The organism is Oxalobacteraceae bacterium OTU3CINTB1 (assembly GCA_024123955.1).
GTDB lineage: Bacteria > Pseudomonadota > Gammaproteobacteria > Burkholderiales > Burkholderiaceae_D > Rugamonas.
Genome location: CP099652.1, coordinates 6,352,570 through 6,366,143 on the forward strand (window position 1 = coordinate 6,352,570; position 13,574 = coordinate 6,366,143).

General features: G+C 61.5%; 15 protein-coding genes. 3 read left to right on the forward strand and 12 right to left on the reverse strand.

Annotated features, from left to right (window positions below):
- Positions 1 to 10: 10 nt before the first annotated feature.
- From NHH73_27650 to NHH73_27675, 6 genes are all read right to left on the reverse strand, one after another.
- On the reverse strand, positions 11 to 412 hold the full coding sequence (locus tag NHH73_27650; protein USX26294.1) for a PTS fructose transporter subunit IIA: 402 nt from the start codon (positions 410 to 412) through the stop codon (positions 11 to 13).
- Between the two features lie 66 nt (positions 413 to 478).
- On the reverse strand, positions 479 to 1,438 hold the full coding sequence (gshB, locus tag NHH73_27655; protein ID USX26295.1) for a glutathione synthase: 960 nt from the start codon (positions 1,436 to 1,438) through the stop codon (positions 479 to 481).
- Positions 1,439 to 1,548: 110 nt separating this feature from the next.
- Complete coding sequence (gene gshA / locus NHH73_27660; GenBank protein USX26296.1) at positions 1,549 to 2,850, reverse strand: glutamate--cysteine ligase; 1,302 nt, start codon at positions 2,848 to 2,850, stop codon at positions 1,549 to 1,551.
- A gap of 189 nt (positions 2,851 to 3,039) precedes the next feature.
- Positions 3,040 to 4,338, reverse strand: a complete 1,299-nt coding sequence (gene amt, locus NHH73_27665) for an ammonium transporter (protein ID USX29726.1) — start codon at positions 4,336 to 4,338, stop codon at positions 3,040 to 3,042.
- A 260-nt stretch (positions 4,339 to 4,598) separates the two neighbouring features.
- The gene (locus NHH73_27670) at positions 4,599 to 4,937 is read right to left on the reverse strand and encodes a P-II family nitrogen regulator (GenBank protein ID USX26297.1); all 339 of its coding nucleotides are present in this window, start codon (positions 4,935 to 4,937) and stop codon (positions 4,599 to 4,601) included.
- Positions 4,938 to 4,949: 12 nt separating this feature from the next.
- Positions 4,950 to 5,720 carry a TorF family putative porin gene (locus tag NHH73_27675; GenBank protein USX26298.1) on the reverse strand — a complete coding sequence of 257 codons (771 nt, stop codon included), beginning with the start codon at positions 5,718 to 5,720 and terminating at the stop codon, positions 4,950 to 4,952.
- 288 nt (positions 5,721 to 6,008) lie between these two features.
- On the opposite strand from NHH73_27675, the gene NHH73_27680 reads away from it, so the two are divergent.
- A complete protein-coding gene (locus tag NHH73_27680; GenBank protein ID USX26299.1) occupies positions 6,009 to 6,269 on the forward strand; it encodes an accessory factor UbiK family protein in 261 nt (86 codons plus the stop codon).
- Between the two features lie 69 nt (positions 6,270 to 6,338).
- Here the strand turns inward: NHH73_27680 and NHH73_27685 are convergent, their stop codons facing one another.
- The 3 genes from NHH73_27685 to NHH73_27695 are packed head-to-tail and all read right to left on the reverse strand — an operon-like array spanning position 6,339 to position 9,142.
- Positions 6,339 to 6,764, reverse strand: a complete 426-nt coding sequence (locus NHH73_27685) for a group 1 truncated hemoglobin (GenBank protein ID USX26300.1) — start codon at positions 6,762 to 6,764, stop codon at positions 6,339 to 6,341.
- 39 nt (positions 6,765 to 6,803) lie between these two features.
- Complete coding sequence (locus NHH73_27690) at positions 6,804 to 7,358, reverse strand: lytic transglycosylase domain-containing protein (GenBank protein ID USX29727.1); 555 nt, start codon at positions 7,356 to 7,358, stop codon at positions 6,804 to 6,806.
- Positions 7,359 to 7,405: 47 nt separating this feature from the next.
- Positions 7,406 to 9,142, reverse strand: a complete 1,737-nt coding sequence (locus NHH73_27695; GenBank protein ID USX26301.1) for a proline--tRNA ligase — start codon at positions 9,140 to 9,142, stop codon at positions 7,406 to 7,408.
- Between the two features lie 202 nt (positions 9,143 to 9,344).
- On the opposite strand from NHH73_27695, the gene NHH73_27700 reads away from it, so the two are divergent.
- Positions 9,345 to 9,992, forward strand: a complete 648-nt coding sequence (locus NHH73_27700) for an RNA pyrophosphohydrolase (GenBank protein USX26302.1) — start codon at positions 9,345 to 9,347, stop codon at positions 9,990 to 9,992.
- Between the two features lie 103 nt (positions 9,993 to 10,095).
- Positions 10,096 to 10,524, forward strand: coding sequence for a DUF1841 family protein (locus NHH73_27705; GenBank protein ID USX26303.1), 429 nt, complete (start codon positions 10,096 to 10,098; stop codon positions 10,522 to 10,524).
- Between the two features lie 156 nt (positions 10,525 to 10,680).
- Here NHH73_27705 and mqo read toward each other — a convergent pair whose 3' ends face one another.
- From mqo to NHH73_27720, 3 genes are all read right to left on the reverse strand, one after another.
- Positions 10,681 to 12,288, reverse strand: coding sequence for a malate dehydrogenase (quinone) (gene mqo, locus NHH73_27710; GenBank protein ID USX26304.1), 1,608 nt, complete (start codon positions 12,286 to 12,288; stop codon positions 10,681 to 10,683).
- Positions 12,289 to 12,678: 390 nt separating this feature from the next.
- Positions 12,679 to 13,020, reverse strand: coding sequence for a cytochrome c (locus tag NHH73_27715; protein USX26305.1), 342 nt, complete (start codon positions 13,018 to 13,020; stop codon positions 12,679 to 12,681).
- Positions 13,021 to 13,031: 11 nt separating this feature from the next.
- On the reverse strand, positions 13,032 to 13,376 hold the full coding sequence (locus NHH73_27720; GenBank protein USX26306.1) for a cytochrome c: 345 nt from the start codon (positions 13,374 to 13,376) through the stop codon (positions 13,032 to 13,034).
- Between the last annotated feature and the right edge of the window lie 198 nt (positions 13,377 to 13,574).

The window sequence follows — 13,574 nt, forward strand, 5'->3', positions numbered from 1 at the left end:
CGCGCCGTCGCTACACGACGCGAATCCGGTTGTCGACGCGCACCGCTCCGCTTTGCGCTCCGGCCAGGGCCATCTCGACGACCACGTCGAGCGTGTCGCGCCGGTAGGTGATGGCCCGCAGCAGCATCGGCAAACTGATGCCGGCGATGACCTCCACCCGGCCCGCATCCGCCAACCGGTCGCAACAATTGGCGGGGGTACCGCCCTTGACATCGGTCATGATCAAAACGCCGTCGCCGTCGTCGAGCCGCTTGATCGCCGCCGCCGCCAGGGACTGCACTTCGCCGAGGTCCTGGTCGGCGATCACATCGATCGCCTCGAGCCGCTCGGTCGGACCACGGAACACATGCGCGCAGGCGGCGATGAAAGCCTGTCCCAGCGGTGCGTGCGTCATAAGCAGTATGCCAACCATATTCTTAAACCGCCAGTGAGCGCGGAGGTTTTTGAGGCCGTCCGGCAAAATTATTTTGAATATCCATCATCGGGCCGGGGTCGCCGCTTCCACGGCCGCCTCCACCGCATCCATGAACATCGCCGCGACCGGGAAACCGGCCTGCTGGGTGATTTCCTGGAAACAGGTCGGGCTGGTAACGTTTACTTCCGTCAAGCAATCCCCAATCACGTCCAATCCTACCAGCAACAAGCCGCGCGCCGCCAGTATCGGACCCAGGGTATTGGCGATTTCGAAGTCGCGTTCGGTCAAAGGTTGCGCCACGCCAAGGCCGCCGGCCGCCAGGTTGCCCCGCACCTCGCCGTTTTGCGGGATGCGCGCCAGCGAAAACGGCACCGGCTTGCCGCCGATGACCAGGATGCGCTTGTCGCCCTTGGCGATGTCAGGAATGAAGCGCTGGGCCATGATCGTGCGCTTGCCGTTGTCGGTCAGCGTTTCGATAATGGCGCCCAGGTTCATCGCGTCCGGCTTGACGCGGAAGATGCCGGTGCCGCCCATGCCGTCGAGCGGCTTGAGGATGACGTCGCCATGCTCGGCCTGGAAGGCGCGGATGCGCGCCTCGTCGGCCGTCACCAGGGTCGGCGAGGTGAACTCGCTGAACTGGGCGATGGCCAGCTTTTCGTTGTGGTCGCGGATGGTCGACGGCTTGTTGAAGACGCTGGCGCCCTGTTTCTCGGCCAGCTCCAGCATGTAGGTGCCGTAGATGTATTCCATGTCGAACGGTGGGTCCTTGCGCTGGATGATCGCGTCGAACTCGCCGAGGTTGGTTTCCACGGCCGGGGCGGCGCGGAACCAGTCCTTGAGGTCGTCCAGGATGGTGATTTCGGCAACTTTGGCATAGGCCACGCCGCCGTTGACGGCCATGTCTTTTTGCTCGAAGGCGTAGACGGTATGGCCGCGCTTGGCGGCCTCCACCATCATGGCGTAGGTCGAATCCTTGTAGGTCTTGAAACTGGCCAAGGGATCGGCGAGGAAAGCTATTTTCATGGGCGCATCCAATCTGGGTAATGCCTGATTTTAGCCGAGATTCGCCGCCCGCACCGGGGAGCGGACGAGGCCGCTAGCCCGGTGGCCCTTGCCAAGCCGATAATGTCGGCTTAATACACTTCCGGATTGGGATCGGTGCGTTCCATTTCCAGCGACGCCGCCAGCAGCGCCAGCCGCGCCACCACGCCGTAGACGTAGAAACGGTTCGGCGCCGCCGTGCCCGGCTTCGCCTTCAAATCCGGCACCGCGTGCTGCTGCGCGAACGCCAGCGGCACGTACTGCGAACCGGGCGCGTTGAGGTTCTGGTCGACGCCCTTTTCCGCGTGCACGCGGTAGAAACCGCCCACCACGTAGCGGTCGATCATGTACACCACCGGCTCGGCGACGTCGTCCTTGATGCTCTCGAAGGTCGGCACGCCCTCCTGGATGATGAAGTCGGTCACTTCCTTGCCATCCTTGATGACGATCATCTTGTCGCGCTGGGCCTGGCTCAAGTCCTTGATTTCACTGGAATCCTTGATCGTCAGGATGCTGGTGCCGTAGGTCCCGGCGTCCGGTTTGACGATCACGAAGGGCTTGTGCTCCTTCATGCCGTATTCCTTGTACTTCTTCTTGATCTTGGCCAGCAGCGCGTCGACATTGGCGGCCAGGCAATCGTAGCCGTCGCCGGTGCGGAAGTTGACCGCGTCGCACTTGGCGTGGAACGGGTTGAGCATCCACGGATCGACGCCGATCAGCTTGCCGAACTTCTTGACCACCTCGTCATACGCGTTCAGGTGGTTGCTCTTGCGGCGCACGGCCCAGCCGGCGTGCAGCGGCGGCAGCAGGCTCTGCTCATGGATGTTCTGCAAAATCTCCGGAATGCCGGCCGACAGGTCGTTGTTGAGCAAAATCGTGCACGGATCGAAGTCCTTCAGGCCGACGCGGCGGCCGTTGGCCGAGCGCACCAGCGGCTCGACCACCAGCATATTGCCGTCCGGCAGAGCGATCGGGGTCGGCTGCGTGACCTCCGGCGACAGCGAACCGAGGCGCACGTGCAGGCCGGTCTGGCGGAAAATCTGCATCAGCCGCGCGACGTTTTGCCAGTAGGTCGGGTGGCGCTGGTGGATTTCCGGGATCAGCAGCAGATTGCGCGCGTCAGGACAATATTTGTCGATCGCGGCCATCGCGGCCTGCACCGACAGCGGCAGCATTTCCGTGGCCAAGTGGTTGAAACCGCCCGGGAACAGGTTGGTATCGACCGGCGCCAGCTTGTAGCCGGCGTTGCGCATATCGACCGAGCAATAGAACGGCGGCGTGTGTTCCTGCCATTCCAGACGGAACCAGCGCTCAATGGCCGGCGTGGCGGCCAGGATTTTTTCTTCGAGATCGAGCAGCGGACCGGTCAGAGCCGTGACGAGATGGGGAACCATGATTACTTCCTTAAATGTGCGGGAGGACGGCCCTCCAGGCAACAGAACCTCAAATATTACCTTGCAGATAGCCCAAATCAGGGCGAAAACCCTATTTTAAAGGTGGAAATGGCCCGCAAACGAAAAAAGCGCCTCATTCGAGGCGCTTTTGTGGGCACCCGCCGAAGCGGGTTATTACAACAACAACGATTAAGCGTGGTAAGCGGACTCGCCGTGGGTGGTGATGTCCAGGCCTTCGCGCTCTTCCTCTTCCGGAACGCGCAGGCCGATGACCACGTCGACCAATTTGTAGGCGATGAACGAGACGACAGCCGACCACAGGATGGTGACGCCGACGGCGGTCGCCTGGGTGGTGACCTGGCCCATGATCGAGTAGTCAGGCGATGCTTTGTTGGCAACGTAGTCGAAGATGCCCTGGCCGCCCAGCGACGGCGCAGCGAACACGCCGGTCAGGATCGCGCCGAGGATACCGCCGACGCCATGGACGCCGAACACGTCCAGGGAGTCGTCGGCGCCCAGCAGGCGTTTCAGACCGTTCACACCCCACAGGCAGACGACGCCGGCGGCCAGGCCGATGACCAGCGCGCCCATCGGGCCGACGAAACCGCAGGCCGGGGTGATGGCGACCAGACCGGCCACCGCACCCGAGGCGCCACCGAGCATCGATGGCTTGCCTTTGAAGATCCACTCGGCGAATACCCAGGCCACGGTGGCGGCGGCGGTTGCCAGCAAGGTGTTGATGAAGGCCAGCGCGGCGATGTCAGCGGCTTCCAGCGCCGAACCGGCGTTGAAACCGAACCAGCCGACCCACAGCAGCGAGGCGCCGATCATGGTCATGGTGACCGAGTGCGGGGCCATCGATTCGCGGCCGTAGCCGACGCGTTTGCCGATCATGTAGGCACCGACCAGGCCGGCAACCGCGGCGTTGATGTGCACCACGGTGCCGCCGGCGAAGTCCAGCGCGCCTTTTTGGAACAGGAAGCCCGCTTTGGCGCCTTCGGTGGCGGCGGTGGCCGCGTCCTTGATCGCGTCCGGACCGGTCCAGAACCAGACCATGTGGGCGATCGGCAGGTAGGCGAAGGTGAACCACAGCACGACAAAAGCGAGCACGGCGGTGAACTTGGCGCGTTCGGCGAAGGCGCCGACGATCAGGCCGCAGGTGATGGCGGCGAACGTGGCCTGGAAGGCGACGTAGATAAATTCAGGAATGACCACGCCCTTGCTGAAGGTGGCGGCGTACGAGAAGGCGCCCTTGGCCGGATCCCAGATGCCGTTCAGGAAGGCACGGTCGAATTTGCCGTAGAAGGCGTTGCCTTCGGTGAATGCCAGCGAATAGCCGTACACGCACCACAGCACCACGATCAGGGCGAAGACCATGAACACCTGCATCAGGATCGACAGCATGTTTTTGGAACGGACCAGGCCGCCGTAGAACAGCGCCAGGCCGGGAATCGTCATCAGGATCACCAGCAGGGTCGCGACCATCATCCAGGCGGTGTCGCCCTTCTGCGGCGTTGGCGCCGGTGCGGCGGGTGCATCAGGTGCTGCTGCGGCGGCAGGCGCGGCCGCGGCCGGCGCGGCGGCAGGCGCTGCCGGCGCTTCGGGTGCGGCGGCGGCGGGCGCGGTGGCGGCGGCGGCCGGCGCGTCAGCCGGTTTGGCCTCCTGGGCGTGGACCGGCGCGGCGAGTGCGAACAGGATGGAAACCCCAGCGAGCAATGTTGTTATAGTTTTCTTCATCAATCTTCCCCTTAAAGAGCTTCGTGGCCGGTTTCACCGGTACGAATACGGATCACCTGTTCCAGGTTGTACACAAAGATCTTGCCGTCACCGATTTTGCCGGTGCGGGCAGCGCCTTCAATCGCTTCGATCGCCTGTTCGACGATGGCATCGTCCACCGCCGCCTCGATCTTGGTCTTCGGCAGGAAGTCCACGACGTACTCGGCACCGCGATACAGCTCGGTGTGGCCTTTCTGGCGGCCGAAGCCTTTCACCTCGGTCACGGTAATGCCTTGCACGTTGATCGCCGACAAGGCCTCGCGGACCTCGTCGAGCTTGAACGGCTTGATAATGGCGGTAATCATTTTCATGCTAAGCCTCGCTTAGAAGGTTTTGGAAATGGTCAGCACGGCGCCGGTTTTGCCGAGGTTCTTGCCGCGGCCGACATAGGCGTCGGTATCGGTGGAGAACGCGGCCACGGCCACGGTCACGACGCCGAAATCTTTGGTGAAGCCGAGTTTGTAGTCGTTGTAGCTGAAGGCGGAGTTGTTCTTGACGGTCTGGCGGCCCAGGTGGACGTTCAGGATGTAGCCGTCATAGATCTCGGTGTTGAGCTGGGCGTCGACGTAGCCGCTGTCCTTGCTGTCGGCGGTGCCGAACAGATTGGTGGTCGAGCGGGAATACTTGACGGAGAATGGACCGACGCCGAGTTGGGCGTACAACTCGAAGGTGTTGGCGCTGGTGGCCAGCTTGTTCGACGGGTAGTAGTAATACAGGCCGCCGACATCGTAGGTGACATTCGGGGCGAACTCGCCGCGCTTGCCACCGTAGACATCGATTTCCATATCGGCGTCGCCGCCACCGTCCTTGACCCACTTGATGGTCGAGGCCCAGGTGCCGACATACAGGCCGGTCGGATTGTTCACGTAATCCACGCCGCCTTGCAGCGCTGGATTGAGACGGGTTTGCGAGATGCCGCGATAACGGTAGTCGGTGGCGACAGCGACGTTGTAGCTGATCTGGTGGTCCGGTGCCGGTTCGGCAGCGGCCGGGGCCGCAGGCGCGGGTTGCGCTTCCTGGGCCAGCGCCGAAGCGCTCATGGTGGCGAATGCGAAGGTCAGTGCTGCGATCAGGGTCAGGTTCGTGCTTTTCATAATTTTGTCCTTGTAGTTATCGAACTTAGTCACAGATAGGGAATACGGTTACGGGTAAAATCCTTGTGAGGCAAAGCAGTGAGCGGCATTCATTGACTTCTATAGCAGAATGCGTGCCAGCTAATGTTGCTCGCCGGATAGCTGCCGTAGCATCCGCGACAACGGACGTACTCCGAAGAAAGTGATAATCTGAAAGTGTCGAACGCGAGAGTCTTTGGTTTTGCACCACAATGACGCATGCATGCACATTTATAGTGCTTACAGAACCCCAACAGATCAAGGAATATTATGGATATGAACACTTTTTTTAACGACTTGCAGAACAAGATCAGCCAAGCCGTCCAAAACTCACCAGCAAAGGACATTGAGAAGAACGTCAAGTCCATGATGACGCAGGGATTCTCCAAACTGGACCTGGTAACGCGCGAGGAATTTGATGTTCAAACGCAAGTTTTAGCGAAAACCCGCGCCAAGCTGGAAACGCTGGAGACGCGTCTGGCGGAACTGGAAGCGAAAGCGGCGCCGCCCAAGAGCGATATCATCATCTGATCAGGCGCTATTGCGGCGCAACCGCGGCGACACGGAGTTTTGCCCACGGCGCCGCAACAGTCTGGTTGCCTATTTATTCAGAATATCTGGACGCAGGCTTTCGAGGATTGCTTCCAACTCGGATAGGGCTTGGGGGTCCGCCCCTTGACGTAAAAACGCTGTGTGCAGGTAGGCGCCCATGATCCGAAACTCGTCAGCCGTGATCGCCAGCCCCGTGTGGGCAACAGCCATGTTCTCGCCGCTGTACGTGCAGGGCCCGCTGGAAATGACGCACAGATGCTCGGCCACCTTGGCCTTTAATGGTTTCAACGCCACCCCTTCGAATGAACGGCGTGTAAGGGGGTCATGTGAAACGTTCTCGACTAGTTCGTTTGCCGCCCGGGTGAGAGCTTCGCCGCCACCGAGTCGTTCGTAGAGTGTCCTCTCTTGCGCGTGAGTGTTTTCGCCGACCGCGAAAGCGAACGCTAGAATTATTACGTTACTGACAAGTTTCACAATTTCTCCTCACGGCGGCCGTGGTTCGTCAGGCCACGCTTATTTCCAGTTGTTCCACGCCGCGAGCACGGCGTTCGGGTATTGCGGCCGGCCCCGGCTGCCGTTGTAGCGGCCCAGCGCAAGGTAGAGGTTGCCGCCCTCCATGTCGATGTACATGCGCAAAATCGCGCAGCCGTAGCGCAGATTCGTCTGCATATTGAACAGCGCGCTGCGGTCGCGGTCGCCGATCACATTGGTCCAGAACGGCATCACCTGCATATAGCCGCGCGCGCCCACCAGCGAAACAGCGTACTTGCGATACGCCGACTCCACCTGGATCAACCCCAGCACCATGCCCGGCTCCAGCCCGGCGCGACGCGATTCGTACCACACGGTGGCAAGAAACTCATGGCGGGTTTGCTCGTCGGGCAGCTTGCGCTTGAGGCGGGCCGACATCTGCGCCAGCCAGCCCTCATAACGCAGCCGTTCTGCGTCGTTGCGGAAGGTGATCTGCGGCGGGGTCGCATCCTTGATGCTGTTGGCGAGGGCGACGCGGACCGCATCGGCCAGCGCCTCCTCCTTCTGATTGCCGGCTTGCGCCACCGGCGCCATCATCGATGACAGCGCCAGCGCCAACAAGGCGCCGGCTACAACGCGCTTGCTCACTGCGACATTTTGCCCTGGATGAAGCTGATCACATCGGCCACCGGCACGGCGGTCGCTTCGGTGTCGCGGCGGCCCTGGTATTCCAGGTTGCCTTCCTTCAGGCCACGGTCGCCGATCACCACGCGGTGCGGCACGCCGATCAGCTCCCAGTCCGCGAACATGCCGCCCGGACGCAGGCCACGGTCGTCGAGGATGACGTCGATGCCGGCCGCCTGCGCGTCCGCGTACAGCTTCTCGGCCGCTTCCTTGACCGCCTCGCTGCGATCCATGCCCATCGGGCACAGCACCAGTTCGAACGGCGCCAGCGACGTCGGCCAGATGATGCCTTTGTCGTCGAAGTTCTGCTCGATGGCGGCGCCCAGGATACGCGTGATGCCGATACCGTAGCAACCCATCTGCAGCGGCGCCGGCTTGCCGTTCTCGTCGAGGAAGGTGGCCTTCATCGCTTCCGAGTACGCGGTGCCGAGCTGGAACACGTGGCCCACTTCGATGCCGCGCTCGATCGCCAGCACGCCCTTGCCGTCCGGCGAGGCGTCGCCTTCGACGACGTTGCGCAGGTCGGCGACGATGGCAGGTTCCGCCACGTCGCGGCCCCAGTTGGCGCCGGTGTAGTGGAAGCCGGCGTCGTTGGCGCCGCAGACGAAATCGGCCATGTTGGCGACGGTGCGGTCGGCCACCACGGTGACCGGGGCCTTGGTGCCGATCGGACCCAAATAGCCGGGCACGCAGCCGTACACTTCCAGGATTTCCGCCTCGGTCGAGAAGCGGTGCGCGGCCAGGCCGGCCACTTTGCCCATCTTGACTTCGTTCAGTTCATGGTCGCCGCGCAGCAGCAACATGAAATACTGTTTAGCCACTTTGCCGTCTTTTTCGGTCTCGACGGTCAGCGCCAAGGTTTTGACGGTCTGCGCCAGCGGCAGCTTGAGCTGCTCGGCGACCAGCTCGCACTTGGTGGCGTCCGGCGTGGCGACCTTGGTCAGCGCCTGGACGGCGGCTGGACGGGTGGCGTTCAGCGGCAACGCTTCGGCCGCTTCCATGTTGGCCGCGTAGTCGGAGGTCGGGCAGTAGACGACCGCGTCCTCGCCGGTGCTGGCGATGACGTGGAATTCGTGCGAACCGGTGCCGCCGATGGCGCCGTTGTCGGCCGCCACGGCGCGGAACTTCAGGCCGAAGCGGTTGAAAATGCGCACATAGGCGTCATACATGATCTGGTACGACGCTTGCATGCCGGCCAGGTCGCGGTCGAACGAGTACGCATCCTTCATCGTAAATTCGCGGCCGCGCATCAGGCCGAAGCGCGGGCGGCGCTCGTCGCGGAACTTGGTCTGAATGTGGTAAAAATTCAACGGAAGTTGACGGTACGATTTAATTTCCGAGCGGACGACGTCGGTGATGACTTCCTCGGCGGTTGGCTGGAAGGCGAATTCGCGGCCGTGGCGATCCTTGATGCGCAGCAACTCTGCACCCATCTTGTCCCAGCGGCCGGTTTCCTGCCACAGCTCGGCCGGCTGGATCAGCGGCATCAGCAGCTCAATGGCGGCGGACTTGTTCATCTCTTCGCGTACGATCGCTTCGACTTTGCGGATGACGCGCAGGCCCATCGGCATGTACGTGTAGATGCCCGAGCCCAGGCGCTTGATCATGCCGGCGCGCATCATTAACTGGTGACTGACGATCTCGGCGTCGGAAGGCGCTTCTTTAAGCGTGGAAATAAAAAATCGTGAGGCGCGCATACGGTGAATTCTTTTTAAAAAGAGAGAGTTATAATCAACCTAATTTTAAAGGATTAGCTGGCTGATGCGTCCATACTTTATACAAATGCGTTCAATAGATGGCCCTTCGACCGTTTTCGTACCCCGAAAACCCAGCCGAGGCGTCTTTTTATGGGCAAAAATATAAGCAGGGAGCTCAGTCGCAGAAAGTTTGAGGTGCAATATGCTCGATCGGGAGGGGTTTCGGCCCAACGTCGGCATCATCCTGCTCAACGCGCAGAACGAGGTGTGGTGGGGCAAACGGGTGCGCGAGCATTCGTGGCAGTTTCCGCAAGGCGGCATCAAATATGGAGAAACGCCTGAGCAGGCGATGTACCGGGAGTTGGAGGAAGAGATCGGCCTGCGGGCCGAGCACGTAAAAATCGTCGGCCGCACCCGCGACTGGCTGCGCTATGAGGTGCCGGATCATTTCATCAAGCGGGAAATCCGCGGCCATTACCGTGGCCAGAAGCAGATTTGGTTCCTGCTGCGCATGTGCGCGCGCGACAACGACGTCAACCTGCGCCTGACGGACCATCCGGAATTCGACGCCTGGCGCTGGCACGAGTATTGGGTGCCGCTGGACGTGGTGATCGAGTTCAAGCGCGACGTCTACCAGCGCGCGCTGCAGGAGCTGTCGCGTTTCCTGACGTGGCCGGCCAACGGCCACGACCGGCGCCAGCACGGCTCGCGCTACCTGCGCCAGGCGCACGCGCCGCGTCCGAACCCGGAACCACCGGGCTCGGCCTGCGCGCCGACCGAGGCGGCATCCACGGCCACCGTGGCCACCGTCGCGGCGGGGCCGGCCGAGCCGGTCAAAAGCGGCAGCTGAGCGGTTAGCAAGGCGTCAACAAGAACAGCAACAAGGACTGCAACAAAAAACGCGGGACAGGCACACTGTCCCGCTTTTTTTTCGCCGGAGGTACAATGGCGGCATGTTCAATCCATCATCCGACGACGTCCGCCGCTTCTTCTGCGAGGCCTACCGCAAGCAGCGGGCCAACGAAATCCTCACCCCGCTCGAAGCGATGGCGGCCGACTGGGCGCGCCACCATCCCGAATACCATGATGTGCTGGCCGACGTCGACGCGGCGCTGGCGCGCGATTACTCGGTCGAAGGCGCGCAAGCCAATCCCTTCCTGCATTTGTCGATGCACCTGTCGATCGACGAGCAGATCTCGATCGACCAGCCGCGCGGCATCCGCGACGCCGCCACCGCCCTCACCCTCAAGCTCGATTCCGCGCACGAAGCGCAGCACGAAATCATGGAATGCCTGGGCGAGATGATCTGGAACGCCCAGCGCACCGGCACGCCTCCCGACGGCGACGCCTACATCGAAGCCATCAAGCGCCGTATCAAATAAAGCAACTCCGGGGTCAGGTCCACCATTTCTACACAAACCCAACTGTAGGGCGGCAATTCGCTCGTCAATTGTCCAGCTCGTGTAGAAATGGTGGACCTGACCCCGGATGAAAAAAAGCCACGCATCAGCGTGGCTTCTTCTTTTTTGTGGCTTGCTTTATTTGGCTGCGGCCTCTGCGGGTGCGGCGGCGACTGCCGGCTCATCCAGCGTGAACGCCTTCAGGCCCAGAATATCGCTGCTGTAGTGGCGGATCTTGTTCGCCAGGACAGGATCGCCGTTCAGCTTGTGACCGTAGGACGGCACCATGGCCTTCATTTTCGCGTCCCATTCCGGCGTGGCCAGCTTGGCCTTGAACGCGGTCTGCAACACTTTGATCATGATCGGCGGCGCGGTCGAGGCGCCTGGCGAGGCGCCCAGCAACGCGACGATGCTGCCGTCGGCCGAACCGACCACTTCCGTACCGAACTGCAGCAGGCCGCCTTTTTCCGGGTCGTCCTTGACGATCTGCACGCGCTGGCCGGCGTTTTGCAAGGTCCAGTCTTCCAGCTTGGCGGTCGGCAGGTATTCTTTCAGCGCGGCCAGACGGTCTTCAGGCGAATTCATCACTTGGCCGACCAGGTACTTGGTCAGTGGGATGTTGTCGTAGCCGGCTTGCAGCATCGGGCGGACGTTGCCGCTGTCGATCGAGGCCGGCAGGTCGATCCACGAACCGTTTTTCAGGAACTTGGTCGAGAACGTGGCGAACGGGCCGAACAGCAACGCTTTCTTGCCGTCGATGATGCGGGTATCCAGGTGCGGCACCGACATCGGCGGCGAGCCGACCGACGCCTTGCCGTACACCTTGGCGGCGTGCTGGTCGATCAGCGCCTGGTTGGTGGTGACCAGCCATTGGCCGCCGACCGGCACGCCGCCGTAGCCCTTGGCTTCCGGGATGCCCGATTTTTCCAGCAGCGGCAGCGAACCGCCGCCGGCGCCGATGAACACGAACTTGGCGCGCACGGTCTTGACGGAGTCGTCGGCCAGGTTCTTGACGGTGACGTTCCAGTTGCCGTCGGTGCCGCGCTTGATGTCTTCGACCTGGTGGCGCAGGTTCAAGGTGGTGCCGTGGCTGTCGGTCAGGTGCTTGACCAGCGCGCGGGTCAGGTTGCCGAAGTTGACGTCGGTGCCGATTTCCATGCGGGTGGCGGCCACTTTCTGGCCCTTGTCGCGGCCGGTCATGATCAGCGGCGCCCATTGCTGGATGACGGCCGGATCTTCCGAGTACAGCATGCCCTTGAACAGGTTTTCCTTCTGCAGCGCGGCGTAGCGCTTGCGCAGGAAGTTGATGTTGTCGTCGCCCCAGACAAAGGCCATGTGCGGCACGTTGTTGATGAAGGTTTGCGGCGCGCCGATGTACTTGTTCTTGACCTGGTAGGCCCAGAATTGCTTGGAAATCTCGAACTGCTCGTTGATTTCGACCGCTTTCTTGGTTTCGATGTGGCCGTCGGCCGCTTCCGGCGTGTAATTCAGTTCGGCAAAGGCCGAGTGGCCGGTGCCGGCGTTGTTCATCGCGTCCGAGCTCTCGGCGGCGACCGAATCCATGCGCTCGTAGATGGCCATGGTCAGGCTCGGGTCCATTTCCTTGAGCATGGCGCCCAGGGTGGCGCTCATGGTGCCGGCGCCGACGAGCAGCACGTCGACCGGTTTGTCGTCCGACGGCGCGGGCGATTTGCTACATGCCGCCAGGATCAGGCACGACATCAAAATTAATAATGACTTACGCATACGTAACTCCATTCATAGGTACCGACTGTATTCGGGACTGGCGTTGCCGGCCATCCCGCACGCCGATGGCGCCGGGAAGTGGCATTCGAAGGTGGCTGGTCGTCCTTGGCGATGACTGCGCGCGGACGAAGAGGGTGACGGCTGCCGATGCTTGTTCAATGCCGATTGGCGGCGAAAACCGACAATAGAATTGAACGAGTGTCCATAGATATTATCAAGAAAGAGGATTTTAGCAGCGCAAGGTTGGCGCCAGATGAGGGATAACACTTAAGGAAAGCGGAAGAAACTACGTAGACGGACACAAAAAAACCGGCGAAAAGATACAAAAAAGCCACGCAATGCGTGGCTTTTCGCGGCTGGAGGGCGGCGTCGCCGCCTTGGCCAGACGGTCTAGCGGTGCACCGCCAGGCTGCCCGGCAGACTGTGGAAATACGCCGCCAGGTCCTTGATGTCCTGATTCGTCAGCGGCTTGACCTGGCCGGTCATGATGGCGTTGTTGCGGCCGTTGGCGCCGTCGCCCCGCTTGTAGGCGGTCAGCGCGTGCTGGATGTAATCCTTGTGCTGGCCGGCCAGCTTTGGATAGCTGGGGTCGATCGGGGAGTTGTAATCCTTGCCATGGCAGGTGAAGCAACTGTATTTGTCGGCCACGGCCTTGCCGGCGGCGACATTGCCGCCAGCGACGGCGGAGAACGACAGGGCGGAGCAGAACACTGCGGCGATCAGTTTTTTCATAGTGGCGGTCCTCATTTCGCGGCGGTGCGCGTCTGCTGCGCGTAGAACGCGGCGACATCGGCGATATCCTGGTCCGACAGGCTGGCGGCGATGCCCTTCATGGATGGATGCTTGCGATCGCCCTTCTTATAGGCCTGCAGCGCGTTTTCAATATACTTGGCCGACTGTCCGCCGATCATCGGCACCTGAAACACTTCCGGGAAGGTGGCTTTGTAACCCGGAATTCCATGACAACCGATACACATTTCAACCTTGGCCTTGGCGTTCTGGGCGTTGCCCACGATTTCCGCCGCGGCGGCGACCTGGACGGTCTGGGCGAGGCCTGCGAGCACGAGAAGTGCGGTGATTTTTTTCATGGTGTTTGCAAGGTAAGTAATCGGATACTACCGCGGATGCAAAACTTGACTTTTGCACTATTAGGCTGCGATTCTAACTCAAGAAATTTTTCTAAGCTACACAGAATCATTGCCGGAACAACACAGTGCCGAGGCCGCCTGTCGGGGTGATACCGGGCCACAACATCGGCCAATCTCCCCTATACTCGACAAATCCCT